Source organism: Cupriavidus sp. CuC1, assembly GCF_044627735.1.
In the GTDB taxonomy this organism is placed as follows: Bacteria; Pseudomonadota; Gammaproteobacteria; order Burkholderiales; family Burkholderiaceae; genus Cupriavidus; species Cupriavidus ulmosensis.
Window position 1 is genome coordinate 17961 of sequence record NZ_JBIUHC010000049.1, and the last position, 20981, is coordinate 38941.

Genomic DNA, 20981 nt, shown 5'->3' on the forward strand with positions numbered 1-20981 from the left:
TTCAGGCTTTGTGAAGAGTGGCGCCGGGCCAGCGCCCGTCCTCGACCAGTGCGCGGGTCACGCTGGCCAGCACGGTGCGGGCCGCCAGGCCGGCCGGGGAGAGTTCGTCGTCGCAGAGGCTGACCAGCAGGTTGGGCCGATGGACCGTGCCGGTGCTGCTGCTGTCGGCGATTTCCATCATGCGCAGCGGCTCGCCGATCAGCCGGGCCACCGCCGCGCCAGGCTGGATGGTGGCGCCGAGGCCGGCGCGCACCGCATCCATCAGCATCGCCAGGCCGTCGATCTCGGCAATGACGTTGAGCGGATGCTGGCTGCGCGCAAACGCGGTATTGAGCAAGGCGCGCAAGCCGTGGGGGCTGCTCGGCAGGATCAGCGGCAGGTTGCCAAGCTGTTCGAGCTGCACGGGCGCAGCCACTGGCAATCCGGGGAGCCCATCCTTGGCGATGACGAACAGCCGCTCGTCGAGCAGCGGCGTCACGCTCCAGCGTTGGGTACCTTCGACCTGGAACAGCACGGCGAGGTCGAGTTGCCGCGCGCCGATCATCGAGGCCAGGTTGCCGGACAGGTTCTCGACCAGATGCAGCCGGATATCAGGGTAGCGCTCGCGCATGGCCAGCATGAAGGGCAAGCCGAGCACGGCGATCGTACTCGGCGCCATGCCCACGCTGACATGGCCGGACAGGCGTGCCAACTGCGCGGCGCGCACGGCGTCGTCGGCGTGGCGGATCGCCAGCTGCGCCTGCCGCCAGAAGGCCAGGCCCGCGTCGGTGGGCACGACCCCGCTCGAGGTCCTTTGCAGCAGGCGGGTCGACAGCTCGCTTTCGAGCCGGCTGATCTGCTGGCTCAATGCCGAGGTCACCACCCCCAGCTTCTGGGCTGCCTGCCCCATGCTGCCCAGTTCCACTACCTGCACGAAGTAGCGCAGCTGCCGAAGTTCCATGTTCCTTTCCCGCTTTCCATGCCCGTAGGACCGCCGTATTGTGCCTCGCGCGCGCGGCCGGGCGATAGGCATCTCGTGTCTGTTGCCGTTTTCATCGAGTCATATAGATGAGTTAGTTGACTTGGGTAGGCGTTGCCTCCTATGATGGGACTGCCCCCCCGCATCGCTCCTTGCCCGCCTATTTTGCTGATCGAATCCCTGTTGTCGCAGACCCAGCTGACTCCCCTCGAACTCGCCTGCCTGGCGCCGATCGTGCTGTGGGCCTATACGATCTTCGGGCTCACCGGCTTCGGCTCTTCCATCATGGCGATGCCGCTGCTCACGCAGATCGTTCCGCTGCGCACCGCGGTGCCGATGATCCTGTTCTTCGATCTTGTCGCGGGAACCCTGCTGGGCATGCGCAGCCGTAGCCACGTGCATGTGGGCGAGTTGCGCAGGCTGATGCCGAGCGTGCTGGTGGGCATGATCTCGGGCCTGGCGCTGCTGATGTTCGCGCCGGAGCGTCCGCTGCTGCTGTTGCTCGGTTTGTTCGTGTTGCTGTATTCCGCGTGGAACCTGCTGTTCAAGCGCGGCTTCAGCGAGCTGGATCCGCGGCTGTCGGTGCCATTCGGCGTAGTAGGGGGCATGCTGACCGCGATGTTCGGTACCGGCGGCCCGCTGTACACAATCTACCTGGCAGGACGGTTGCGGGACGCCGCGCAGTTGCGGGCCACTACCAGCACGCTGATCGTGCTGACGGCGTTCGGCCGGCTGATCCTTTTCGCGGTAGTGGGACTCTATGCCAATGCCGCGATCTTCACGCTGGTGGCGATGCTGATGCCGTGCGCCATCGCTGGTTACTTCATGGGCGGCTGGCTGCACCGGCGTATCGCCCCGGCCAAGGTCATCCGCGCCGTATGGGCCATCCTGATCGCTGCCGGCTTCGGCCTGGTTTATCGCAGCGCGCTGGGATAAGGCCCGGCGCGCCGCGCCTTTCACTTGCGTGACACGGCCGGCGCGGGCAGACCTTCCATTTGTACATTGACGCAGGCCGGCCGGCCCGATGCGATGGCGCGCTGCACGGCTGGCAACAGCTGCTCCGGCGCCTGCACGAATTCACCGTGTCCGCCAAATGCCGCGCAGACCTGGTCGTATCGCGTGGGCAGCAGTTCGCATCCCACCAGCCTGTCCTTGCCGTAGCTGTTGAGCTGGATCTGGTACTCGGCGTTCCAGCGCGCGTCGTTGCCGACCACGGCGACGAAGGGCAGGCCGTAGCGGACCGCCGTGTCGAACTCGGCAATATGAAAGCCCGTGGTGCCATCGCCCATCATGGCGATGACCGGCGCGTCCGGCTTGGCCACCCGCGCCGCCAGCGCCATTGGCAGGGCGCTGCCGATGGCGCCCGCCGGCCCGTTGATGACGCGGTGCGGCGCCTGCAGGCAGGCTTGCGCCCACTGCCCGAATTCGCCGCCGTCAGAGATCAGCACCGCCTCCGGATGACTGTCCAGGACCGGCTGCAGGGGACTGCACACCTGGACCGGGTGCAGCGCGCCCGTCGACGATGCGGTCTTCCATGCTTCGGGACGATAGCGGATGGCAGCCTTCACATCCTCAAGCCATGCGTAATGCTGCTCCCGGCCGGCCGCACAGGCGATCAGCTGCGCGATGGCGCTGCCGACGTCCGCGCGCCGCGCGAGCTGCAAGCGGGCGCCAGCCGCACGGCGGCTGCGCTCCAGCTCAGCATCGTCCGCATCGATCTGCAGGAAGCTGCAGTCGGCCGCGAAGGAGGGAGACTGGCCAAACTTCAGCGTGAAGTCGAGGCGCTTGCCCAGCAGCAATATGCAGTCGGCCTGCGCCAGCATCTGCCCGAACGCGCCAAGGCTCGGATCGTGATTGCCACGTGGGCTTTCCATGCCGACGACGGGAATGCCGGTGCGCGCTTCCAGCTCCGCCGTGCGGCTGCGCCCGCGCGCGGTGAGCCAGGCGGGGCCGGCGAGGATCAGCGGGCGCCTTGCCGCTGCCAGTGCCGCCAGCACCTCGGACGCTGTCCGCGCATCGAACGCAGGCGCTTCCTGCGGCGTAGCGATCGAGGCAAGTTCACCGGCGCGGGTCACGGCATTCTCCAATGCATCGGTGGGCAGGCTCAAGTGCACAGGGCCGGGCCGCCCGGATTGCGCGATGCGCATGGCCAGCGCGATATCGGCAGCAACGGTGTCAGCGCTGGCGCTGGCCCACGATGCCTTGGTGACTGGTGCGGCCATCTCGGCCTGCCGCATTTCCTGGAAGGCTCCAAAGCCGCGCTGGCTGTTCGGCGCATGGCCCGACAGCAGCACCAGCGGCGACTCCGACATCTGCGCGGTGTAGAGCGCGGATACCGCGTTGGCGTGGCCGGGCCCGCCGGTGACCATCGCCAGGCCGACTTCGCCCGTGATGCGCGACCACGCATCGGCCATGTGCACGGTGGCGGCTTCATGCCGCGTGTGGATCAACGCGATTTCCGCGTCCAGGCAGGCGTCGAACACCGGCATGATGTGATTGCCCGACAAGGTGAATATGCGCCTGACGCCGGCCTTGGCCAGCGTGCCTGCCAGCGCATCGGCGCCGCGATGGGACTTCGCCATTGGAGTTCCTATTTGAGCTGGATGTTGAGGGACTTGCCCAGTTGCTCGTACATCGCAACCTGGGCTTCGACAAACTTGTGCGTCTCGGATGGCGACATGACCATGGGGATCGAGGCAATGGTCAGGACCCCGGTCTTCCACTGCGGATCGCTCGCGACCTTCGGCAGCACCGTCGCCCATTTTTCCACCAGGCGCGGGTCCATGCCAGGCGGGCCATACAGGGCGCTCCAGCCGTTGAGCGCTTCCAGCCGGGGATGGCCGGTCTCGCTCGCGGTCGGCACGTCGGGCAGGTCCGGCAGGCGCTGCGGCGAGGTGGTCACCAGCGCGCGCAGTTTCCCGCCCTTGATGTTGCCGATCAATGCGGTCAAGTTGTTGCAGGTGAAATCGACCTCGCTGGAGAGCACCGCCGCGGTAGCCTCCCCGCCGCCCTTGTAGGCGACCTGTACCACGGCCTGTTTGTCGAGCCGCGCCGATTGCAGCAAGGCCTGGGTGGTCAGGTTCAGCACCGTGCCGGGGCCGGAGGTGCTGTAGTTCAGCTTGCCGGGCTGGCTGCGGATGGCGGCGAGCAGGTCGTCCAGCGTCTTGTAGGCGGTTGCCGTCTTGACCACGCAGACCACCGGGTTAAACTCCAGCAGGCCAAGCAGCGTGAATTCATTCCACTTGTAGCCCAGGTCGGCCTGCAACGCCGGCAGGATCGCCTGCGCGCCGACGCGCCCGAGCAGCAGCGTCTGCCCGTTTGGCCTCGCGTCGCGCACGAACTGCGAGCCGATGGCGCCGCCGGCCCCGGCCTTGTTGACGACGACCAGGGTTTCGCCCGTCACGTTCCTGACCCCGGCGGAGAGGTTGCGCGCTGACAGGTCCGCATCCCCGCCGGCGCTGTAAGGCACCACAACGGTAATCGGCCGTGCGGGGGCGCTATCGGCTGATGCAAGGCTGCCGACGCAGAGCAGCATCGCGGCGAGCGCCGCCGCGCGTAATGTCTTTTTCTTGTTCATTGGGTCTCCTCCACCTGCGCACTACATCAGGCCGCCTCCTCCAGGATCGTCTCACCAGGAGCCACGCGGGTAAATTGCACGGGAGAGCGGGTCAGCTGCAGCATGCCGTCGCGCTGGCGCACCACGGTGAAGCTGGACCCGGGCAGGTCGCCCGTGGCCGGGAAATCCTCGCGGAAATGCGCGCCGCGCGAATCCTCGCGGGAGAGGGCGGCTTCCACGATGACCTGGCTCACGCCGATCAGGCTGCTCAGGTTCATCCAGTCGTGCCAGGTGACGTTGAACGCGCGATGGCCATCGGCGACGCCGGTTGCCTTCAGCATCTGCTCCAGTTCCGCCAGGCGTTCGCGAGCCCGCATCAGGCCGTCGCGCGTGCGCATGATGCCAACGTGGTCCCACATGCAATCGAACAGCGCCTCGCGGATCGGTTCGAGACTGCCTGCCTGTTTGCCGAACGGGGCCTCCATGGCAGTGATGGCGGCGGCGATCGCGGTTTCGTCGGGCGCGCGCAGCGTGTTGTTGCGCCGCGTCCAGGCGGCCATGCTGTCGCCGGCGATGCCGCCGAACACGGTTGAGTTGGCGACACCGTTGCCACCCAGGCGGTTCGCGCCATGCACGCCGCCCGTGTCTTCGCCGGCGGCAAACAGGCCGTGCAGCTCGGTGCTGCAGTCGGGACGGAACTGCACGCCGCCCATCATGTAGTGCGCGGTGGGCACCACCTCGACGAGATCGCCGGCGAGGTCGAAGCCGCAGTCGCCGCAGCGCTCGACCATGCCCTTGAACTGCTTGCGCACCTTGTCAGGGCCGAGGTGCCCCATCTGGATATACACGCCGCCATTGGGCGAAGTCCGGCCCGCGCGCATCTCGGCATAGATGCCGCGCGACACGATGTCGCGCGTGGCGCGTTCGCCGCGCGGATCGTAGTTGTGCATGAAGCGTTCCTTGTCGCCGTTGAGCAGGTAGCCGCCGGCGCCGCGCAAGCCCTCTTCCAGCACGGTGCCGGTCATGCGCGTGTCCTTGCCCGCCAGCAGCCCGGTGGGGTGGAACTGCACCATCTCCATATCGCGCAGGGGCAGGCCGGCGCGCAGCGCCATCGCCAGGCCGTCGCAGCTCTTGTCGCCCGAGGGCGTGTGGAACTTGTACATGGTCGGCCCGCCGCCGGTGGCCAGCAGCACGGCCTTGGCCTGCACGAAGACGAATTCGCCGCTGCGCATGTCGATCATCAGCACGCCGGACAGCGACTTGCCATCCGGCGTCCTGATCAGCTCGACCGCGCGGTGTTCTTCCAGCCGGTTGATGCCGCGGCTCCAGACCTGCTCGGCCAGGCGGTTGATGATCTCGATGCCGGTCAGGTCGCCCTTGTGCACGGTGCGGTCGAAGGTCTGCCCGGCGAAGGCCTTCTGGTGGACCGTGCCGTCCGGGTTGCGGTCGAAGAAGCAACCCAGTTCGTTCTCGAGTTCGTGGATGCGCTCGACCGCCTTGGTGACCAGCGTCCACGCCAGCTCCTGGTCGGACAGCCACTTGCTGCCTTCCACGGTGTCCATGAAATGGCGCTCGACCGAATCGCCCTGCGCCAGCGCCACGTTGTAGCCGCCTTGGACCATGCGGGTGCAGCCGCACTTGCCAAGCAGCCCCTTCACGGCCACGGTGATGGACAGTTCCGGCGCCTGCTGGTGCGCATGCAGCGCGGCGAACAGGCCGGCGCCGCCGGAGCCGAGGATCAGCACGTCGGTCTGCAGTCGCTTGATGGTCTTCATGGCTTTGCCACTCCCAGGCTGGCCAGCACGGCGGCGCGCTGGTCGGCGGTGTTCTGTTTGACCGCCGTGTAAAGGCTGTTGCCGTGGCTGTCCATGGCCACCAGCAGCGGGCCGAAATCGCGGATGCGCAAGCGCCACAGCGATTCGGGATTGAGGTCGTCCAGATCCACGTCCTCGATCTGCTCGATCCACGTGGTCTCCAGCGCCGCCGTGCCGCCGATGATCGCCAGGTACACGCCGCCCAGTTCCTGGAATGCCTCCAGCGAGCCTTCGCGCATGCCGCCTTTGCCGACGATCATGCGTACGCCGTTCTGCGTCATCAGCGGGCGGGTGAAGCGCTCCATGCGGTCGGAGGTGGTGGTGCCGATGCAGACCGGCTGGTAGCCGGCGGGATGCTCGGCGCTGGCGGGCACCTTGCGCACATTGGGCGCGGTGTGGATCACCGCATGGCCGCAGAGATCGAAGCGCGTCTTGCGGCCGCGGTCGAACATATGGATCTGCGTGGCGTCGCGGATGCCGAACAGCGTCTGCTGCAAGGTCACGGTGTCGTTGACGCGCAGTTGACGGATCTGTGCCTCCGTCACGGGCGTGGAGAGTTCGTAGTGCGCCATGGTCAGAATCCGTAGCTGATGCCGCCAGCAGTGAAGGTGGCACTTGCGCGGCGCGCGGAATGGCACTGCATGTTGACGGCAATGGGGTTCATCGTGATATGCGTCGAGGCCAGCTCGATATGCACCGCGAAGGCAGTCGCATCGCCGCCCAGGCCCTGCGGGCCGACCCCGAGCTGGTTCACGGCGCGCGACAGCTCCGCTTCCAGCGCGGCGCCGTCGGGGTCGGCGCATTGCGTGCCGAGCGCGCGCGTGGCGGCGCGCTTGGCCAGCGCCACGCACAGGTCCGAGGTGCCGCCCAGGCCCACGCCGACGATGGTCGGCGGGCAGGTCTTGCCGCCGGCGGCGATCACGCTGTCGATGACGAAGGTCTTGATGGCATCCATGCCTTCGGCGGGGATCGCCATCTTGAGAAAGGAGTTGTTCTCCGAGCCGCTGCCCTTGGGCACCATCTCCAGCGTCATGCGCCCGGGCGTGTCGTCGAAGTCGATGTGGATCACCGGCACCTCGATGCCGCAAGACGTGTGGTTGTTCTTGCGGGTCAGCGGATGCACCACGGAAGACCGCAGCGGGTGCTCGCGCGTGGCGCGCTCGCAGCCGCGGCGGATGGCCTGCTTGAAGGCATGCCCGTCGACCGCGATGCCAGTGCCGATCGTCATGTTGTAGATGGGCACGCCGGTGTCCTGGCACAGCAGGTTGTCGGTCTCCTCCGCGACGCGGATGTTCTTGCTCATGGTGGCAAGGACACTACGTGCCGTGGCGGAGGTTTCGTTCTCCTGCAGTTGCGCGATGCCGTCCTTGACGTCGGGCGGCAGTATTTTCAGCGCGCGGATATACAGTTCCCTGGCCGCGTCTTCCAGTAGGGAGAGATCAATGTTCATGCCTGTCCTCGATGCTCGGCTTGGATGTGTCTGGCTGGCGCTCAGTTGGCCGTCAGGTTGCGGTTCTTGACGATCTTTTCCCATCGCACCGATTCCGTGGCGATGGCCGCGCTCAGTTGCTGCGGGGTATTGCCGACCGGCTTCATGCCCTGTGCGAGCAGCCGTGCCTGGGTGTCGGGATCCGCCAGCACCTTGACCGTGTCCTGCTGCACCTTGCTGACGATCGCCGGCGGCGTGCCAGCCGGCATCACGAAGCCGAACCAGCCGGTCACGCCCTCCATGCCCGTGAGGCCGGCCTCGGCCACGGTCGGCACGTCGGGCAGCATGGGCGAGCGCTCGGTGCCGGTGACCGCGAGCGCGCGTAGCTTGCCGCCCTTCACGAACTGCGAGGCCGCCGCGATGTTGCCCACCATCAGTTGCAGCTGGCCCGCCATCAGGTCGTTGTAGGCTAGCGATTCGCCCTTGTAAGGCACGTGTGCGATGTCGATGCCGGCGGCATCGGCAAAGGCCTCGCCCGCCATGTGCACCTGGCTGCCGGTGCCGGCGGAGCCGAAGTTGAGCTTGCCCGGCTGGGACTTCGCCAGGCTGATCAGCTCCTTCAGGTTCCTGGCGGGAACACCGGGATTGACGACGACCAGCATCGGGCCGCTGGCCACGTTGGTGATAAAGGTGAAGTCCTTGGCGCTGTAGGGAAGACGCTGGTAGATGAACGGGTTGACGGTAAACATGCTGCCCGAGGCCAGCATCATCGTATAGCCGTCGGCCGCCGCCTTGGCGGTGACCTGCGCACCGACGGCACCGCCCGCGCCCAAGCGGTTCTCGACCACCACGGTCTGCTTCCACATCTCGCTCAGCTTCTGCCCGATCACGCGGCCGAGTACATCCGTGCTGCCGCCTGCGGCGAACGGGACGATCATCGTGACCGGGCGAGTCGGCCATGGATCCGCCTGCGCGGCGCCGGCTGCGAGCACGGCAGCTGCGCCGAGGCAGAGCGCAAGGCAGCGCCTGCGGCTGGCGGACTTCGGGGAAGGTGTCATGGTGGTCTCCTTTGGTGTTGTGGGAATGGCGCCGCTTCAGCCGGCGACGCTCATCGTTGCGAACCTACGAAAACAGCGAGAGCATGAAAGCCAGCCCGGTGCACAGCCCGGCACCGAGACTGAATGCGACCCAGTCCTTGCGCAGGCCCGTCCACGGCCGGAACTCGATCAGCAGGAGCCGGATGCCGCCCATCATGTGCAGCGAGAGCAGGATCACCAGTCCCCACTCGGCGGCCTTGAACAGCGGGTTGTCGGTGAGTTTCAGGAAGCCGTCGAGCGCCGCCTCGCCCCGGATGGCATGGCCGAGCGCCCAGAAATGCACTGGCAGGAACAGCGCCAGCGCGAGGCCGGAAAGCCGGTGGATCAGGAAGGCCCAATAGGCGGCATGGTTGCGCGCGCGCATGTCGTTTCTCTTGTTTCTCTTCATGGCATCACCACCGCGTAGACGGCGCGCAGGCCGGCCAAGCCCAGCACGGCGGCAAACAGCCATGCCGCCGTCACCACGCTGCGCGCACGCCATGCCAGCCATTCCTCTGCGACCCGCATCAGGCCGATCGGCACATGCACCGCGCAGGCCAGCACGAAGCAGGCGTAGAAGACGCCGAAGGCCCAGTTGCCACGCGTGCGTGCCAGCACCTCGGCGCCGGAGAGTCCGCCGCGCACGGCGACCATGATGACGATGAGATGCCCCACTACGCACAGCGCCAGCACCATGGCGCTGATGCGCTGCCAGTACCACAGCCTGGCCTGGGTACCGACCGATATGGCTTTGTTCATAGCTCCCCCTTGATGGCGGCCTTGGCGACAATGCGCTTGAGCCCGGCGATGCCCGCCGTCGGCGCAAGCTGCTTGGGGCAACGCTCCGTGCAGGAGCCCTGCGTATGGCAGCTGTGGCAGCCGGCGTCGCCGGCAACGGCGCGCAGGCGTTCGGTGCCCACCACGTCGCGCACATCGTTGACCAGCGTCCACGCGCGGTTCATCGCGGCCGGACCGAGATAATCGGGACGCCAGCCGACCACATCGCAAGAGGCGTAGCAGACGCCGCAGCCGATGCACTCGATACCGGCATCCGCGGCCTTGCGCGCGGGGGAGGCGGGCTCGACGCTGGCGAATGCATCGTGGCGCGTGGCAGCGCCCTTGAACTGCCCCTTGGCGGCGGCCCATTTGTCGAAGAAGGCCGTCATGTCGGTGGCGAGGTCCTTGATGACAGGCAGGTTCGACAGCGGGGCGATCTCGAGTGCGCCGCCCTGCACGACCTTGGCGACGTGCGTGCGGCAACTCCAGCGCGCCTTGCCGTTGACGGTCATCGCGCATGAGCCGCACATGCCGACGCGGCAGGCGAAGCGGTAGCCGAGGTCCGGCTCGAGGTGACGCTGGATGTAGGTCACCACGTCCAGTACCGTCTGGCTGGCGTTGCGCGGCACCTGGTAGGAGACGAATTCGCCGTCCTCATTGCCGCGCCATACACGAACGTTGAGAGTAGTCATGGGGTCGATTGGGGGAGAGTTTTCGGTGCGCCGCTGCGGTCTCTGCGGCGCTTGTCGATACGGGCGGTCCGCTCGTATTGTTCCGGATTGCGCGGCAAGCAAAAAGCTAGTAATTCTCTTGTCCAGATAAAGAATTCCTTTCCCTGCTCGCGTGCCGGACCTGGCGCGACCGCTTCCCCCGCACTGCCATCCCGGAGCCGCAATGCCTTCCATCCGCACCCTCAAGACGTTCCTCGCTGTGGCACGGTGCGGGACGTTTGCCGCGGCGGGCAAGCAGATCGGGCTGACGCCCGCCGCGGTCGGATTGCAGATCCGCGCGCTGGAGGAAGACCTGAACTGCCAGCTGTTCGACCGCAATGCGCGCGCGGCCATTCTCAATCCCGCCGGCCGCGGCCTGGTGCCGGAGCTGGAGGCGCTGGTGCAACGATACGAAGCACTGGCCTGCGGAAGCGATGACGGCCTCTCGGGAACGGTAGCGATCGGCGCCCTGGTGTCGGTACTGATGGGCGCGTTCGCCGATGCCTTGTGGGCGATCAAGCAGGAGCATCCGCGCCTGGACGTGCGGCTCTTCGCCGGCCTCTCGGCCGATTTTGCGCTCAAGGTGGAACACGGCGAACTGGATGCCGCGGTGGTCACGCGCTCGCCGCGCCCGCTGGCAAGGAATCTGGTGTGGACCGAGCTATATACCGAGCCGATGGTGCTGATCGTGCCGCGCCACCCGCATTTCTTCCTGCCCGACGATAGCCGCGAGATGCTTGCCGAGGCGCCATTCATCCGCTTCGAGCCGGGCACGTGGACCGGCAACCTGGTGCAGGAGGTGCTGGACCAGTGCGGCGTGACCGTGAACGAGAGCATGCAACTCAATTCGAACGAGGCGATCATCGAACTGGTGCGGCAGGGCTTCGGCGTTTCCATCGTGCCGCAGCTGGCCAACGTCACCTGGGAGGGCGACAGGCTGTTGCGCCTGGTGCCGCTCGACGGTGTCGACGTGCGGCGCCGCGTTGGCTTGCTGGAACGCACGACGCATGCGCGCCTGGCATTTACGGATGTCATCAAGGGATACTTCCGGCAAAGCGGTGCGATTCGCGGCGGCAGGCAGCCGGAGGCCGCACGCGATGAGCGTGCAGCCTCTCGATGGAGACTGAAGACTGAAGACTGAAGGACGAAGGCGCAAGCGCCGCGGGTCTTAGTCGGCGTGAATGTCCTGTTCCTTGATCAGCTTGGCCCAGCGTGCCACTTCGCCATTGAAGTAGGTGGTGAACGCCGCGCTGGCCATCGGTGCCGGCGTGAATCCGCTGGCGATGATGCGCTCGCGCACGCCCTTGACCTCCAGCAAGCTGGTCACCGAGTTGCCAACCTTGTCGATCACGGCCTGTGGCGTGCCGGCGGGCATCATCAGGCCGGTCCAGTTCTCCACGATGAGATCGGGAAAGCCGGCCTCGGCCACCGTCGGCACATCCGGCATCAGCGGATGGCGCTCGCGCGTCGTCACCGCCAGGGCGCGCAGCTTGCCACCTTTGACGTTCTGCAGCGATTCAGGGAAGTTGGAGAACACCACGTCGATCTGGCCGCCGATCAGGTCGGTCATGGACTGCGTGCCGCCCTTGTAGGGCACGTGGGTGATGGTGGTCTTGGTGAGTCGTTCGAACAGTGCCAGCGCCAGGTGCGGCGGCGTGCCGTTGCCGCTGGAGCCGGCGGTCAGGCGGCCCTTATGCGCCGCTTCCGCCAGGTCCTTCAGCGACTTGATCGGCGAGTTGGCAGGCACCACCACCATCATCGGCGACGAGGCGATGCGCGCCACCGGCACCAGGTCCTTCTGCATATTGAATGGCAGGCGGGGAAACAGCGTGACGTTGGACGAATGCGCCAGCGTGACCGCCAGCCAGGTGTAGCCGTCGGCGCTGGCGCGGGCGACCTGCTCGGCACCGATATTCGCATTGCCGCCGGGCTTGTTCTCCACCACCACCGGCTGCTTCCATTCCTCGGCCAGGTACTGGCCGACCTGTCGCGCCGAGATATCGGTGAGGCCTCCGGCGGCAAACGGAACGACATAGCGGACCGGCTTGGCCGGGAAGGCTGCAGGTGTGCTGCTGGCTGCGGCCGGTCCGGCAAGCAGCGTGAGCATAAGCAGCGACGGGCCGGCTATGCGCCGGAGGAAGGTGCAATGCATGGTGTCTCCTTTGGTGGGACCGGCGCCTTCTGGTGGGCGCCGTGGATGCGGTGCGGTCAGGCTGTAGTCAGGCTTTGGCTAGCGTGCGCAACTCCTTTTCCAGGGCTTCGGGGATCTCGATGCCGTGCTCGCGCGCCTTGGCCTGCGCGTCGATGCGCCGCGAGCCGGGCAGGCGGGTGCCGCTGTCCGACAGCATGGCGGCGATCAGGGCTTCGAGTCGGGCGTGGTAAGCGGCATCTCCTGCGAAGCTACCTGGGTTGAAGGCCAGGAACAACTGGCCGATGCGTGGCTGGTTGCCGGCGTCCTCGAAGAAGGAATCGGCTTCCGCGCCGAAGTGGGCGCCGGCCAGCGACACGATCAGCGTCTCCACCAGCAAGGCGAGCATCGCACCCTTGACGCCGCCCGCGGGCAGCATCGAACCGCGCAGTGCCGCCTGCGCATCGGTGGTGGGGTTGCCGTCGGCATCGAGCGCCCACCCCAGCGGGATGGGCTTGCCTTGCTTGGCGGCGACCATGATCTTGCCGCGCGCGACTTCCGAGAGCGACAGGTCGATGACCAGTGGATCGGCGTCCTTGCGAGGAAACACTGCCGCGATGGGATTGGTGCCGAACAGCGGCGTGCGGCCGCCCCAGGCCGGCATCGCTGCCGGTGAGTTGCCCATCGCGATGCCGATCATGCCGGCTTGCGCCACCGGGTCCAGATGCAGGGCCGCAGCGCCGAAGTGGTGGCTGTTGGTCACCACGCCGGCGCCAATGCCGCATTCGTGAGCGCTGGCGATGGCGGCCGAGACCGCCTGCGCGCAGGCGGGAAAGGCGAAGCCCGCTTGCGCGTCGATCAGCGTGGTGCCGGGCGTCTGTCGCGCCACCGTGGGCTGGGCATCCCCGTTCACGCGCTGGTGGCGCAGGTGCGCCACATACATCGGCACGCGCGATACGCCGTGCGACGGCAGCCCGGCGAGGTCGGCCTGCACCAGCGCGTGCGCGGTGGGGCCTGCCTGCGCCGCGCTGGCACCCGCGCTTCTCAGCGCGTTCGCGGCGAGTTGTTCCAGTTCTTCTGCCCGAAAGGCGGTCATCTCTGCACTCCCAATGCGTTCTTGACTGCGTCCGCAATCATCATGGAAACGCGCACGTTGGCCTCAAAACTGACGCCGGCGATATGCGGCGTCAGCACCAGGTTCGGCGCGTCCGCCAGGATACCGCCCGCACCTAGCGGTTCCGCTTCAAAGACATCGAGCGCGGCGCCCGCCAGCGATCCCTGGTGCAACGCCGCGGCCAGTGCGGTCTCGTCGACCACGCCGCCGCGCGCGGTGTTGATCAGAACCGCGCCGCGCTTCATGCTGCGCAGGCGCTCCGCATTGATGAGATGGCGCGTGGCCGGCACCAGCGGCACATGCAGGCTCACCGCATCCGCGCTGGCCAGGAGTGCTTCCAGACTCATCGGCGCCACGCCGGTTTCGTGCCACACCGGATGATCGGCCGGCAGTGCCGGATCGTGCGCCACCACCTGCATGCCCAGCGCCTGCGCAAGCCGCGCGGTCAGCCGGCCGATATCGCCAAAGCCGACCAGGCCGAGCGTCTTGCCCAGAGCCTCATGCCCCTCCGACAGGCGCGCGCGCGGCCACTTTCCCGCCACCATGGGCGCGCCGCTCTGATAGGCGCCGCGCAACAGCATCAGCGCGGTCGTGACCACATACTCGGCCACCGAGCGCGCGTTGGCGCCGGTGGCCGGAATCACACGGATGCCACGCGCCTCGCAGGACTTGACGTCGATATTGTCCAGTCCCACCCCAAGCCGGCCGACCACCCGCAGCGCGGGCGCGGCGTCGAGCAGTTCGGCATCGACCCGGGTGCGGTTGCGCACGATCAGCGCATCGGTCTGCGCCAGGGCGCCGAGCAGGGCATCGCGCTGGTCCACCCAGGCTGGCTCGTAGCGCAGCCGGACGCAAGCGTCCAGCTCCGCCACGGCATCGGCGTCCATGAACTCGCTGATGCAGACCTGTTTCATCAGGCGGACTCGTGGATGCGCGTGAGCACGAACTCGCGGTGGCCCAGCGCTTCCGCGGCGGTCCAGCGGCCGTTGATGGTGGCCATCATGCATTCGAGCAGCTTGTCGCCGGTCTGGTCCAGCGTCTGCTCGCGCTGCAGCAGGCCCGAGCAGTCCACGTCCATATGCTCGCTCATCAGGCGCACGGTGCGCGGATTGGCGCACAGCTTGATGACCGGCACGATCGGGTTGCCGATGACGTTGCCCTGGCCGGTCGGGAAGAAGTGCACGACATAGCCCGATGCCGCGCACAGCGTGACCATTTCAGCCGCGGCCGAGGACGAGTCCATGAACCACAGGCCGGGGCCGGTCGGCTCTTCGGCTTTGTCCAGCACGCCGTCGACGGTGCATTTCTTGCCGATCTTCTGGATGTTGCCGAGCGCCTTTTCCTCGATGGTGGTCAAGCCGCCGGCGATATTGCCCTTGGTCGGCTGCGATTCGGACAGGTCGGTGGTCTTCCAGCGGTCGATCATGCCCTGGTAGCGGTTGAACATCGTCATGAAGTCGTCGCGCACCTTGTCGTTGGCGCAGCGCGCGGCCACGATATGCTCGCCGCCGGTGAGTTCCGAGGTCTCGCCGAACACCAGCGTGGTGCCCAGCGGATGCAGCTTGTCGAAGGCGTTGCCCACGGTCGGGTTGGCGCCGCAGCCGGAGGTGGTGTCGGATTCGCCGCACTTGGTCGAGATCCACAGGTCGCTGATCGGGCATTCCACGCGCTGCAGGGCGGTGGCGTACTGCACGAATTCCTTGGCGGCCTTGGAGGCTCGCATGATGGTGTCGTGGTCGCCGTGGCCTTCGATGCCGAAGCCCACCACCGGCTTGCCGGTCTTGGCGATGCCGTCCACGACCTTCTTGGTCCAGCCATCCTCGATGCCGATCACCACCACAGCCGCCACGTTGGGGTTGCTGCCCGCGCCGATCAGGGTGCGAAAGTGCAGGTCGAGGTCGGGGCCGAACTGCAGGCGGCCGTATGGGTGCGGGATCGCCATCGTGCCCTTGATGGCGACGGCAACGGCTTCGGCAGCGGCGTTGGAGAGGTCGTCCAGCGGCAGGATGATGACGTGGTTGCGCACGCCGACGCGGCCGTTGTCGCGGCGATAGCCTCGGAAGGTGGTCTGGTTGTCGATGACGGACATGGATGTTTTCTCGGTATGGGGTATTGGGGGACGCGGCGCGGCGCGGCTTACCAGCGCTTGGTCTTGATGTTGTGGACGTGGGCGTGGTCGCCGGCCGTGATGGGCGCAACCACCTTGCCGATGTCGATGCCGTACTTGAAGACGGTCTGGCCCACTTCCATGTCGCGCAGCGCGACCTTGTGCCCAATCGGAATGGGCTGCTTGGCAACCACCGTGATGACCTTGTCCTCGTCCATGATCCAGGCGTTCAGCTCGGTCCCGGCCTCGATCCCCTCGACCACCGCTACGGCGACCGTGTCTTTTGCATCGTGCAGCACTACGTGAATCATTGCTCCTCCTTGGGTTTTTGTTACGGCGCAGCATGCGGTGAGCGGCAACCGATGGAACAAAGAATAGGTTCTGAATTCCTTCATGTCAACTATGTCATATGTATGAGTTGGATGAGTGAATCTCTGGTACATTGCAGTCATTCAGAAAGAGTGCCAAGCCATGAGTAACCTACGAGAGATCCCTCCGCCGGGCGGCGTCCTGTACAAGGACGTGAAACGGCATGCATTGCAGGCGCTGGCCGATGGCGAATGGAAGCCCGGCGAGGCGATACCGTCGGAAAAAAAGCTGACCGAACGCTTTGGCGTGTCGATCGGTACGCTGCGCAAGGCCATCGACGAACTGGTGGCGGAAAACCTGCTGATCCGGCACCAGGGGAGGGGCACCTTCGTGGCCACGCACCGGCGCGACGATCATTTCTTCCGCTTCTTCAAGGTGGCCCACCTGGACGGCCATCGCGGCTACCCGACCGTGGAGCTGGAGTCGTTCCGCAAGATCAAGGCCGACAAGAGCGTGTGCACGCTGCTTGGGCTGGAGGCCGGCGCGCGCGCGTTTCAGCTGACCAACGTGCTGTCGCTGGATGAGCGGCCGGTGATGATCGACGACATCGTGCTGCCGGAACGGCTGTTTGCCGGGCTCACTGAGGCGCAGTTACGTGGCCGGCCCAACACCTTGTACAACTTCTACCAGGAAGCGTTCGGCGTCAACGTGATCCAGACCGAGGAGCGGTTGCGCTCGGTGCTGGCCACGGAGCGGGAGCAGGCATTGCTCGGCGTGGAGCCGGGCGCGCCGCTGATGCGCATTCACCGCGTGGCGTTTTCCTACCACCGGCAGCCGGTGGAGTGGCGGGTGTCGACGTTGAACACGGCGGAGCACGAGTTCATCGTGTCGCAGATGCCGAAGGATGAGAGCTGAGGGCAAACCTGACGCATCAGTCGAAGCCGACGGATGGGCCGACACCGCGCGTCATGACGACGGCTGTCTCTCCCTCTCCCACAAGTGGGAGAGGGGAGCTAACCGGCGGTCTGGAAAGGCGCCGACGGATGGGCCAGCGCCGCTGCTATGACGACGCTGTAGCGCTTTCAGTGCGCCATGGCCGTGAAGTCCAGCGCGTTGGTCAGGTCGCCCATGGCCTTGCCCTTGTTGGCGAGCAGGGCGGTATCGCGTTGCTGCAGGCCCGGCAGGGTCGGCAGGACAAAGCGGCGGGTGATGAAGCGCAGGGCCGAGGCCGTGTCGTATTGCGTGTGGTCGACAAAGCCCTTCTTCACGTACGGCGACACCAGGATCGCCGGGATGCGCGTGCCCGGGCCCCAACGGTCGCCGGTGGGCACTTGCGCGTGGTCGTAGAAGCCGCCGTTCTCGTCGTAGGTGACGAGGATCAGCATGTTCTTCCACTGCGGGCTCTTTTGCAGCTGCGCGATCACGCTGGCGATATGGGCGTCGCCGTCGGTCACGTTGGCATAGCCGGGGTGCTGGTTCAGGTTGCCCTGCGGCTTGTAGAACGCGACCGCGGGCAGGTTGCCGGCGGCGGCGTCCTGCAGGAACTGGCTGTCGAAGTCCTTCAGGTGCGCGCTGCGGTTGGCGGCCTGGCTGACCGGGTCGAAGTTGGCGTAGTAGTTGAACGGCTGGTGGTGTGGCTGGAAGTTGGGCACCGTGTTGTTGTAGATGGCGGTCGGGTCTTGCGTGGCCTTGGCCCAGGCGCCGGCGTACCAGGCCCAGCTCACGCCGCGTGCGTTCAGCAGGTCGCCGATGGTGGTCTGCGTCTGCGGCGGCAGCGTGGTTGCCTTGGTGGGGTCGGCGTAGAGGCCCGTGGTATCGGTGGTGGCGGGCTTGTTGCCGCTCGGCTGGTAGTCCGGCTGCATGGTGTTGACGGCGTAGAACATGCCGCTGGCATCCTTCGGCGTCAGCGTGCTGTCGTTCTGGTACACGGCCTTGCCGGAGAGCACGGAGGTGGGATTGCCGGTGCCCGGGGTCAGGCGGACGAAGTTGCCGTTGGCGTCGACATCGATCGCCGAGATCGAGGCCTTGGCCGGCGAGGTGGCCGCGTCGGCGTTCGGGTACTGCGGCGCGCAGGCGCAGATCAGGTACTGGTGGTTCAGGAACGAGCCGCCAAAGGCACCCATGTAGAAGTTGTCGGCCAGCACGTACTGCTTGGCGAGTTGCCACATCGCCATATTGCTGCCGTCGTAGTAGCCCATCGACAGGCCGCCGGCGTCGGAGAACGCGGCGTATTTGTCGTTCTTGCCGCCGTTGATCTGCATCTGGTTGTTATAGAAGCGATGCACGAGGTCGCGCGTGGTGACCGATTGCGAAACCACCACACCGGTGCCGTTGACGCCGGCCGGGATATCGATCTGGAACGGCTTGTTTGCCCAGTTGGCGGTGCTGGCCTGCGGCAGCTGCACGGTTTGCCCTGCCGCGGTGAGCCCGCCCCAGGTCGGCGGCAGCACCGGCAGCGCGGAGCCGTCGAAGTCCTTCTGCGGCTCGACGGTGCCGGTCGAGGTGGGGTTCACGCCGGGAACGCCGTTGGCGCCCGGGAACAGGCCGTAGAGGTTGTCGAAGCCGCGGTTCTCGGCATAGATCACCACCACGGTCTTGATGTTGTCGAGGGCGACGCGCTTTGCCACGCCGTCGCGCAGTGTCTGGGCGATGTCGCCGCCGCCGGCGACCGAGTCCGCGATCAGGTCGATGGTCTGGTCGATCTCTGCCTGCAGGGTTGCCTTGACGGTCTTGTCGGTTTCCTTGTTGTGGTCGGCCAGCAGCTTGTCCGCCGTCACGCCGATGCGGGTGGCCAGGCGTGCCTTGGCCGCGTTGAGGTCGCCGCCGTTGGACTCCATGATCGCGACCAGCTCGGTCGTGATGGCGCTGATCACGCCGTTGGCGCTGGCCGGTGCGCGGAACACCAGCGGGCGCGTCACGGCCGCGTGGCCGCCGGCGTCATCGTTGCGGAAGGCGTCGCTGCCGATCTCGGCGGCGATCGCGCCCTGGCCGGTCAGCGTAAAGGCGCCGTTCTTGTCGGTGTAGGTGCTGGTCTCGGTGCTATCGCACTTGCCATTGCTGTTGGCATCAATGCAGACCTTGGCGTGCTCAAAGTAGCTGCCGGTCACCACGCCCGAGGTGGTGACGGCGCTCCCGCTGCCGGAGTCGCTGCCGCCGCAGGCGGCCATGGCAGCGGCGGCCACCGCTGCAAGGGGATAAAGTCTCAAGGCTCGGCGCATGGAGTTTCCTGTTTCGTTATTTGCGAGGCGGTTTTTTTTGTACAGCCGCGCGATTTTCGCGCTGCTCCATGTCAGATTGATGATGGCGCGGGGACGAAAGGAAGACATCCGGCCATGGATGACACGCCGTTGTCATGCGTGCGTGCTAGCTTGGCGGCCCGTTTCCTGAATCTCCTGTGCCTGGGCTGGTGTAGCCATCCCGCCCTCGCCATTCCACTTCGCCGCACAGATGCCACTGCGCTCCGTCCTGCTGCCAGTTCCTTCCCCGATCCCCCGCCTTGCCACCGGAGCCCTGCTGCTGGCTTTCGCGCTGGCTTTGGCGGGCTGTGACAAGTCCGGCCAGGAGGGAGCGGCAGTGGCTGCGGCACCGGCATCCGCTCCGGCTGCCAGCCAGGCCGCCGCGCCCGCGCGGCCGGCCTACGCCGATGCGTTCTACAACATGATGGCAACGCGCCGGCCCTCGGTGCCGGCGATGGCCGCGCTTGGCAAGGCGTTGTTTTTCGATCCCGCCTTGTCGGCGTCCGGCCGGCTAGCGTGCGCGAGCTGCCACAGCCCGGCACACGCTTATGGGCCGGCCAACGATCTCTCGGTGCAACTGGGCGGCCGCGACATGCTGCGCACCGGCGCGCGCGCGGCACCGTCGCTGCGCTATGTGCAGAACGTGCCGCCGTTCTCCGAGCACTTCCACGAGAACGACGGCAACGACAGCGAAGACCAGGGCCCCACCGGTGGCCACAACTGGGACGGGCGGGCGTCGTCCACGCACGAGCAGGCCAGTATTCCGCTGCTGTCGCCGCATGAGATGGCGAACGCGGACGCGGCGACGGTGGCCGCCAGGCTGCGCGCCGGCAAGCACGCGCAAACGTTGCGCGAGGTGTTTGGCGCCGACATCCTGGAGCGCGACGAGGTAGCCTTCCAGGCCGCGCTGATGGCGCTCGAGGTGTTCCAGGAAACGCCGTCCGAGTTCTATCCCTACAGCAGCAAGTACGATGCGTTCCTGCGGCGGCAGGTCAAGCTGAGCGAGCAGGAAGCGCGCGGCCTGCGCCTGTTCAACGACCCTGCCAAGGGCAACTGCGCGGCCTGCCACCCGAGCGCGATCAGCGCCGACGGCGTGTTCCCGGCCTTCAGCGACTTCGGTTTTATCGCGCTGGGCGTACCGCGCAACCGCAAGCTGGCGGTCAATGCCGATCCGGCCTTCTTCGACATGGGCTTGTGCGGGCCGGACCGTACCGACCTGAAGGAGCGGGCCGAGTACTGTGGCTTGTTCCGCACTCCCGGGCTGCGCAACGTGGCGCAACGCAAGACCTTCTTCCACAATGGCGCCTTTCATTCGCTCGAAGAGGTGTTGCGCTTCTACGTGCAACGGGACAGCAATCCCGGCAAGTGGTACCCGCGCAAGGCCGACGGCAGCATCGACAAGTTCGACGACCTGTCGGCGCGGCATCGTGACAACGTCAATATGGAACCCCCGTTCGGCGGCGCGCCCGGCAGCAAGCCGGCCCTGTCGGAGGCGGAAATCCGCGACGTCATCGTGTTCCTGAAGACCCTCAACGACGGCTACCGGATTCCGGCGGCGCACTGAGCGTTCTGAACCGGAATGGCGCGCCCGGCTTTGCTCGGCGGGGGCAGCGCGGGGTGGCGCGACGGCCCCCCCGGCCTCGCCCGGCATGCGCCGCAAGCTACGCCGGGCCTTTCCTTTTCCGGATCCGTCCCCATTTCCTCCTGACACCGTACTGTCAGGAGATGTCAGCGCCACACTTCGTCGCGCGGCACGCTGCCGTCCTT

Annotated in this window: 20 protein-coding genes; 4 read left to right on the forward strand and 16 right to left on the reverse strand. The window is 66.7% G+C overall.

Annotated features, from left to right (window positions below):
- Position 1 precedes the first annotated feature (1 nt).
- On the reverse strand, positions 2 to 940 hold the full coding sequence (locus tag ACGLHR_RS21355) for a LysR substrate-binding domain-containing protein (protein ID WP_400096248.1): 939 nt from the start codon (positions 938 to 940) through the stop codon (positions 2 to 4).
- A gap of 201 nt (positions 941 to 1141) precedes the next feature.
- Between ACGLHR_RS21355 and ACGLHR_RS21360 the strand changes: the two genes are divergently transcribed.
- On the forward strand, positions 1142 to 1894 hold the full coding sequence (locus ACGLHR_RS21360) for a sulfite exporter TauE/SafE family protein (RefSeq protein ID WP_400096249.1): 753 nt from the start codon (positions 1142 to 1144) through the stop codon (positions 1892 to 1894).
- Between the two features lie 20 nt (positions 1895 to 1914).
- On the opposite strand, the gene ACGLHR_RS21365 is transcribed toward ACGLHR_RS21360, so the two are convergent.
- From ACGLHR_RS21365 to ACGLHR_RS21405, 9 genes are all read right to left on the reverse strand, one after another.
- On the reverse strand, positions 1915 to 3540 hold the full coding sequence (locus tag ACGLHR_RS21365) for a thiamine pyrophosphate-binding protein (protein WP_400096250.1): 1626 nt from the start codon (positions 3538 to 3540) through the stop codon (positions 1915 to 1917).
- A gap of 8 nt (positions 3541 to 3548) precedes the next feature.
- Positions 3549 to 4535, reverse strand: a complete 987-nt coding sequence (locus ACGLHR_RS21370) for a Bug family tripartite tricarboxylate transporter substrate binding protein (protein WP_400096251.1) — start codon at positions 4533 to 4535, stop codon at positions 3549 to 3551.
- A 26-nt stretch (positions 4536 to 4561) separates the two neighbouring features.
- A complete protein-coding gene (locus tag ACGLHR_RS21375; protein ID WP_400096252.1) occupies positions 4562 to 6289 on the reverse strand; it encodes an L-aspartate oxidase in 1728 nt (575 codons plus the stop codon).
- On the reverse strand, positions 6286 to 6900 hold the full coding sequence (locus ACGLHR_RS21380; RefSeq protein ID WP_318231567.1) for a FumA C-terminus/TtdB family hydratase beta subunit: 615 nt from the start codon (positions 6898 to 6900) through the stop codon (positions 6286 to 6288). The genes ACGLHR_RS21375 and ACGLHR_RS21380 overlap by 4 nt, the downstream gene beginning before the upstream one ends.
- A gap of 2 nt (positions 6901 to 6902) precedes the next feature.
- The gene (locus ACGLHR_RS21385) at positions 6903 to 7778 is read right to left on the reverse strand and encodes a fumarate hydratase (RefSeq protein WP_400096253.1); all 876 of its coding nucleotides are present in this window, start codon (positions 7776 to 7778) and stop codon (positions 6903 to 6905) included.
- Positions 7779 to 7819: 41 nt separating this feature from the next.
- A complete protein-coding gene (locus ACGLHR_RS21390; RefSeq protein ID WP_400096254.1) occupies positions 7820 to 8815 on the reverse strand; it encodes a tripartite tricarboxylate transporter substrate binding protein in 996 nt (331 codons plus the stop codon).
- 64 nt (positions 8816 to 8879) lie between these two features.
- On the reverse strand, positions 8880 to 9218 hold the full coding sequence (gene sdhC / locus ACGLHR_RS21395; protein WP_400096255.1) for a succinate dehydrogenase, cytochrome b556 subunit: 339 nt from the start codon (positions 9216 to 9218) through the stop codon (positions 8880 to 8882).
- 20 nt (positions 9219 to 9238) lie between these two features.
- Positions 9239 to 9592, reverse strand: a complete 354-nt coding sequence (locus ACGLHR_RS21400) for a succinate dehydrogenase (RefSeq protein ID WP_267605445.1) — start codon at positions 9590 to 9592, stop codon at positions 9239 to 9241.
- On the reverse strand, positions 9589 to 10302 hold the full coding sequence (locus tag ACGLHR_RS21405) for a 2Fe-2S iron-sulfur cluster-binding protein (protein ID WP_318231563.1): 714 nt from the start codon (positions 10300 to 10302) through the stop codon (positions 9589 to 9591). The genes ACGLHR_RS21400 and ACGLHR_RS21405 overlap by 4 nt, the downstream gene beginning before the upstream one ends.
- Before the next feature lie 202 nt (positions 10303 to 10504).
- On the opposite strand from ACGLHR_RS21405, the gene ACGLHR_RS21410 reads away from it, so the two are divergent.
- Entirely contained in the window at positions 10505 to 11461 is a 957-nt protein-coding gene (locus ACGLHR_RS21410) for a LysR family transcriptional regulator (RefSeq protein ID WP_400096256.1), read from the forward strand.
- Between the two features lie 27 nt (positions 11462 to 11488).
- On the opposite strand, the gene ACGLHR_RS21415 is transcribed toward ACGLHR_RS21410, so the two are convergent.
- The 5 genes from ACGLHR_RS21415 to ACGLHR_RS21435 form a co-directional block, all read right to left on the reverse strand.
- Positions 11489 to 12472: a Bug family tripartite tricarboxylate transporter substrate binding protein gene (locus tag ACGLHR_RS21415; RefSeq protein WP_400096257.1), complete on the reverse strand. Its 984-nt coding sequence runs from the start codon at positions 12470 to 12472 to the stop codon at positions 11489 to 11491.
- 67 nt (positions 12473 to 12539) lie between these two features.
- On the reverse strand, positions 12540 to 13544 hold the full coding sequence (locus ACGLHR_RS21420; RefSeq protein WP_318231561.1) for an Ldh family oxidoreductase: 1005 nt from the start codon (positions 13542 to 13544) through the stop codon (positions 12540 to 12542).
- Positions 13541 to 14476 carry a hydroxyacid dehydrogenase gene (locus ACGLHR_RS21425; RefSeq protein ID WP_400096258.1) on the reverse strand — a complete coding sequence of 312 codons (936 nt, stop codon included), beginning with the start codon at positions 14474 to 14476 and terminating at the stop codon, positions 13541 to 13543. Before ACGLHR_RS21425 ends, ACGLHR_RS21420 begins: the two co-directional genes overlap by 4 nt.
- The gene (locus ACGLHR_RS21430) at positions 14476 to 15651 is read right to left on the reverse strand and encodes a UxaA family hydrolase (RefSeq protein WP_400096259.1); all 1176 of its coding nucleotides are present in this window, start codon (positions 15649 to 15651) and stop codon (positions 14476 to 14478) included. Before ACGLHR_RS21430 ends, ACGLHR_RS21425 begins: the two co-directional genes overlap by 1 nt.
- 47 nt (positions 15652 to 15698) lie before the next feature.
- Positions 15699 to 15980 (reverse strand): UxaA family hydrolase, encoded by a 282-nt coding sequence (locus ACGLHR_RS21435; protein WP_006159396.1) that lies wholly within the window; start codon positions 15978 to 15980, stop codon positions 15699 to 15701.
- 160 nt (positions 15981 to 16140) lie between these two features.
- On the opposite strand from ACGLHR_RS21435, the gene ACGLHR_RS21440 reads away from it, so the two are divergent.
- Complete coding sequence (locus ACGLHR_RS21440) at positions 16141 to 16893, forward strand: GntR family transcriptional regulator (RefSeq protein ID WP_318231558.1); 753 nt, start codon at positions 16141 to 16143, stop codon at positions 16891 to 16893.
- A 167-nt stretch (positions 16894 to 17060) separates the two neighbouring features.
- Here ACGLHR_RS21440 and acpA read toward each other — a convergent pair whose 3' ends face one another.
- Positions 17061 to 19196: an acid phosphatase gene (acpA, locus tag ACGLHR_RS21445; RefSeq protein WP_400096260.1), complete on the reverse strand. Its 2136-nt coding sequence runs from the start codon at positions 19194 to 19196 to the stop codon at positions 17061 to 17063.
- A 229-nt stretch (positions 19197 to 19425) separates the two neighbouring features.
- Between acpA and ACGLHR_RS21450 the strand changes: the two genes are divergently transcribed.
- Positions 19426 to 20778, forward strand: coding sequence for a cytochrome-c peroxidase (locus ACGLHR_RS21450; RefSeq protein ID WP_400096261.1), 1353 nt, complete (start codon positions 19426 to 19428; stop codon positions 20776 to 20778).
- Positions 20779 to 20981 lie beyond the last annotated feature (203 nt).

Coding starts and splice junctions, on each gene's coding strand:
- ACGLHR_RS21355 (WP_400096248.1), bottom strand. CDS start 940: ATGGAACTTCGGCAGCTGCGCTACTTCGTGCAGGTAGTGGAACTGGGC.
- ACGLHR_RS21365 (WP_400096250.1), bottom strand. CDS start 3,540: ATGGCGAAGTCCCATCGCGGCGCCGATGCGCTGGCAGGCACGCTGGCC.
- ACGLHR_RS21370 (WP_400096251.1), bottom strand. CDS start 4,535: ATGAACAAGAAAAAGACATTACGCGCGGCGGCGCTCGCCGCGATGCTG.
- ACGLHR_RS21375 (WP_400096252.1), bottom strand. CDS start 6,289: ATGAAGACCATCAAGCGACTGCAGACCGACGTGCTGATCCTCGGCTCC.
- ACGLHR_RS21380 (WP_318231567.1), bottom strand. CDS start 6,900: ATGGCGCACTACGAACTCTCCACGCCCGTGACGGAGGCACAGATCCGT.
- ACGLHR_RS21385 (WP_400096253.1), bottom strand. CDS start 7,778: ATGAACATTGATCTCTCCCTACTGGAAGACGCGGCCAGGGAACTGTAT.
- ACGLHR_RS21390 (WP_400096254.1), bottom strand. CDS start 8,815: ATGACACCTTCCCCGAAGTCCGCCAGCCGCAGGCGCTGCCTTGCGCTC.
- sdhC (WP_400096255.1), bottom strand. CDS start 9,218: ATGCGCGCGCGCAACCATGCCGCCTATTGGGCCTTCCTGATCCACCGG.
- ACGLHR_RS21400 (WP_267605445.1), bottom strand. CDS start 9,592: ATGAACAAAGCCATATCGGTCGGTACCCAGGCCAGGCTGTGGTACTGG.
- ACGLHR_RS21405 (WP_318231563.1), bottom strand. CDS start 10,302: ATGACTACTCTCAACGTTCGTGTATGGCGCGGCAATGAGGACGGCGAA.
- ACGLHR_RS21410 (WP_400096256.1), top strand. CDS start 10,505: ATGCCTTCCATCCGCACCCTCAAGACGTTCCTCGCTGTGGCACGGTGC.
- ACGLHR_RS21415 (WP_400096257.1), bottom strand. CDS start 12,472: ATGCATTGCACCTTCCTCCGGCGCATAGCCGGCCCGTCGCTGCTTATG.
- ACGLHR_RS21420 (WP_318231561.1), bottom strand. CDS start 13,544: ATGACCGCCTTTCGGGCAGAAGAACTGGAACAACTCGCCGCGAACGCG.
- ACGLHR_RS21425 (WP_400096258.1), bottom strand. CDS start 14,476: ATGAAACAGGTCTGCATCAGCGAGTTCATGGACGCCGATGCCGTGGCG.
- ACGLHR_RS21430 (WP_400096259.1), bottom strand. CDS start 15,651: ATGTCCGTCATCGACAACCAGACCACCTTCCGAGGCTATCGCCGCGAC.
- ACGLHR_RS21435 (WP_006159396.1), bottom strand. CDS start 15,980: ATGATTCACGTAGTGCTGCACGATGCAAAAGACACGGTCGCCGTAGCG.
- ACGLHR_RS21440 (WP_318231558.1), top strand. CDS start 16,141: ATGAGTAACCTACGAGAGATCCCTCCGCCGGGCGGCGTCCTGTACAAG.
- acpA (WP_400096260.1), bottom strand. CDS start 19,196: ATGCGCCGAGCCTTGAGACTTTATCCCCTTGCAGCGGTGGCCGCCGCT.
- ACGLHR_RS21450 (WP_400096261.1), top strand. CDS start 19,426: ATGCCACTGCGCTCCGTCCTGCTGCCAGTTCCTTCCCCGATCCCCCGC.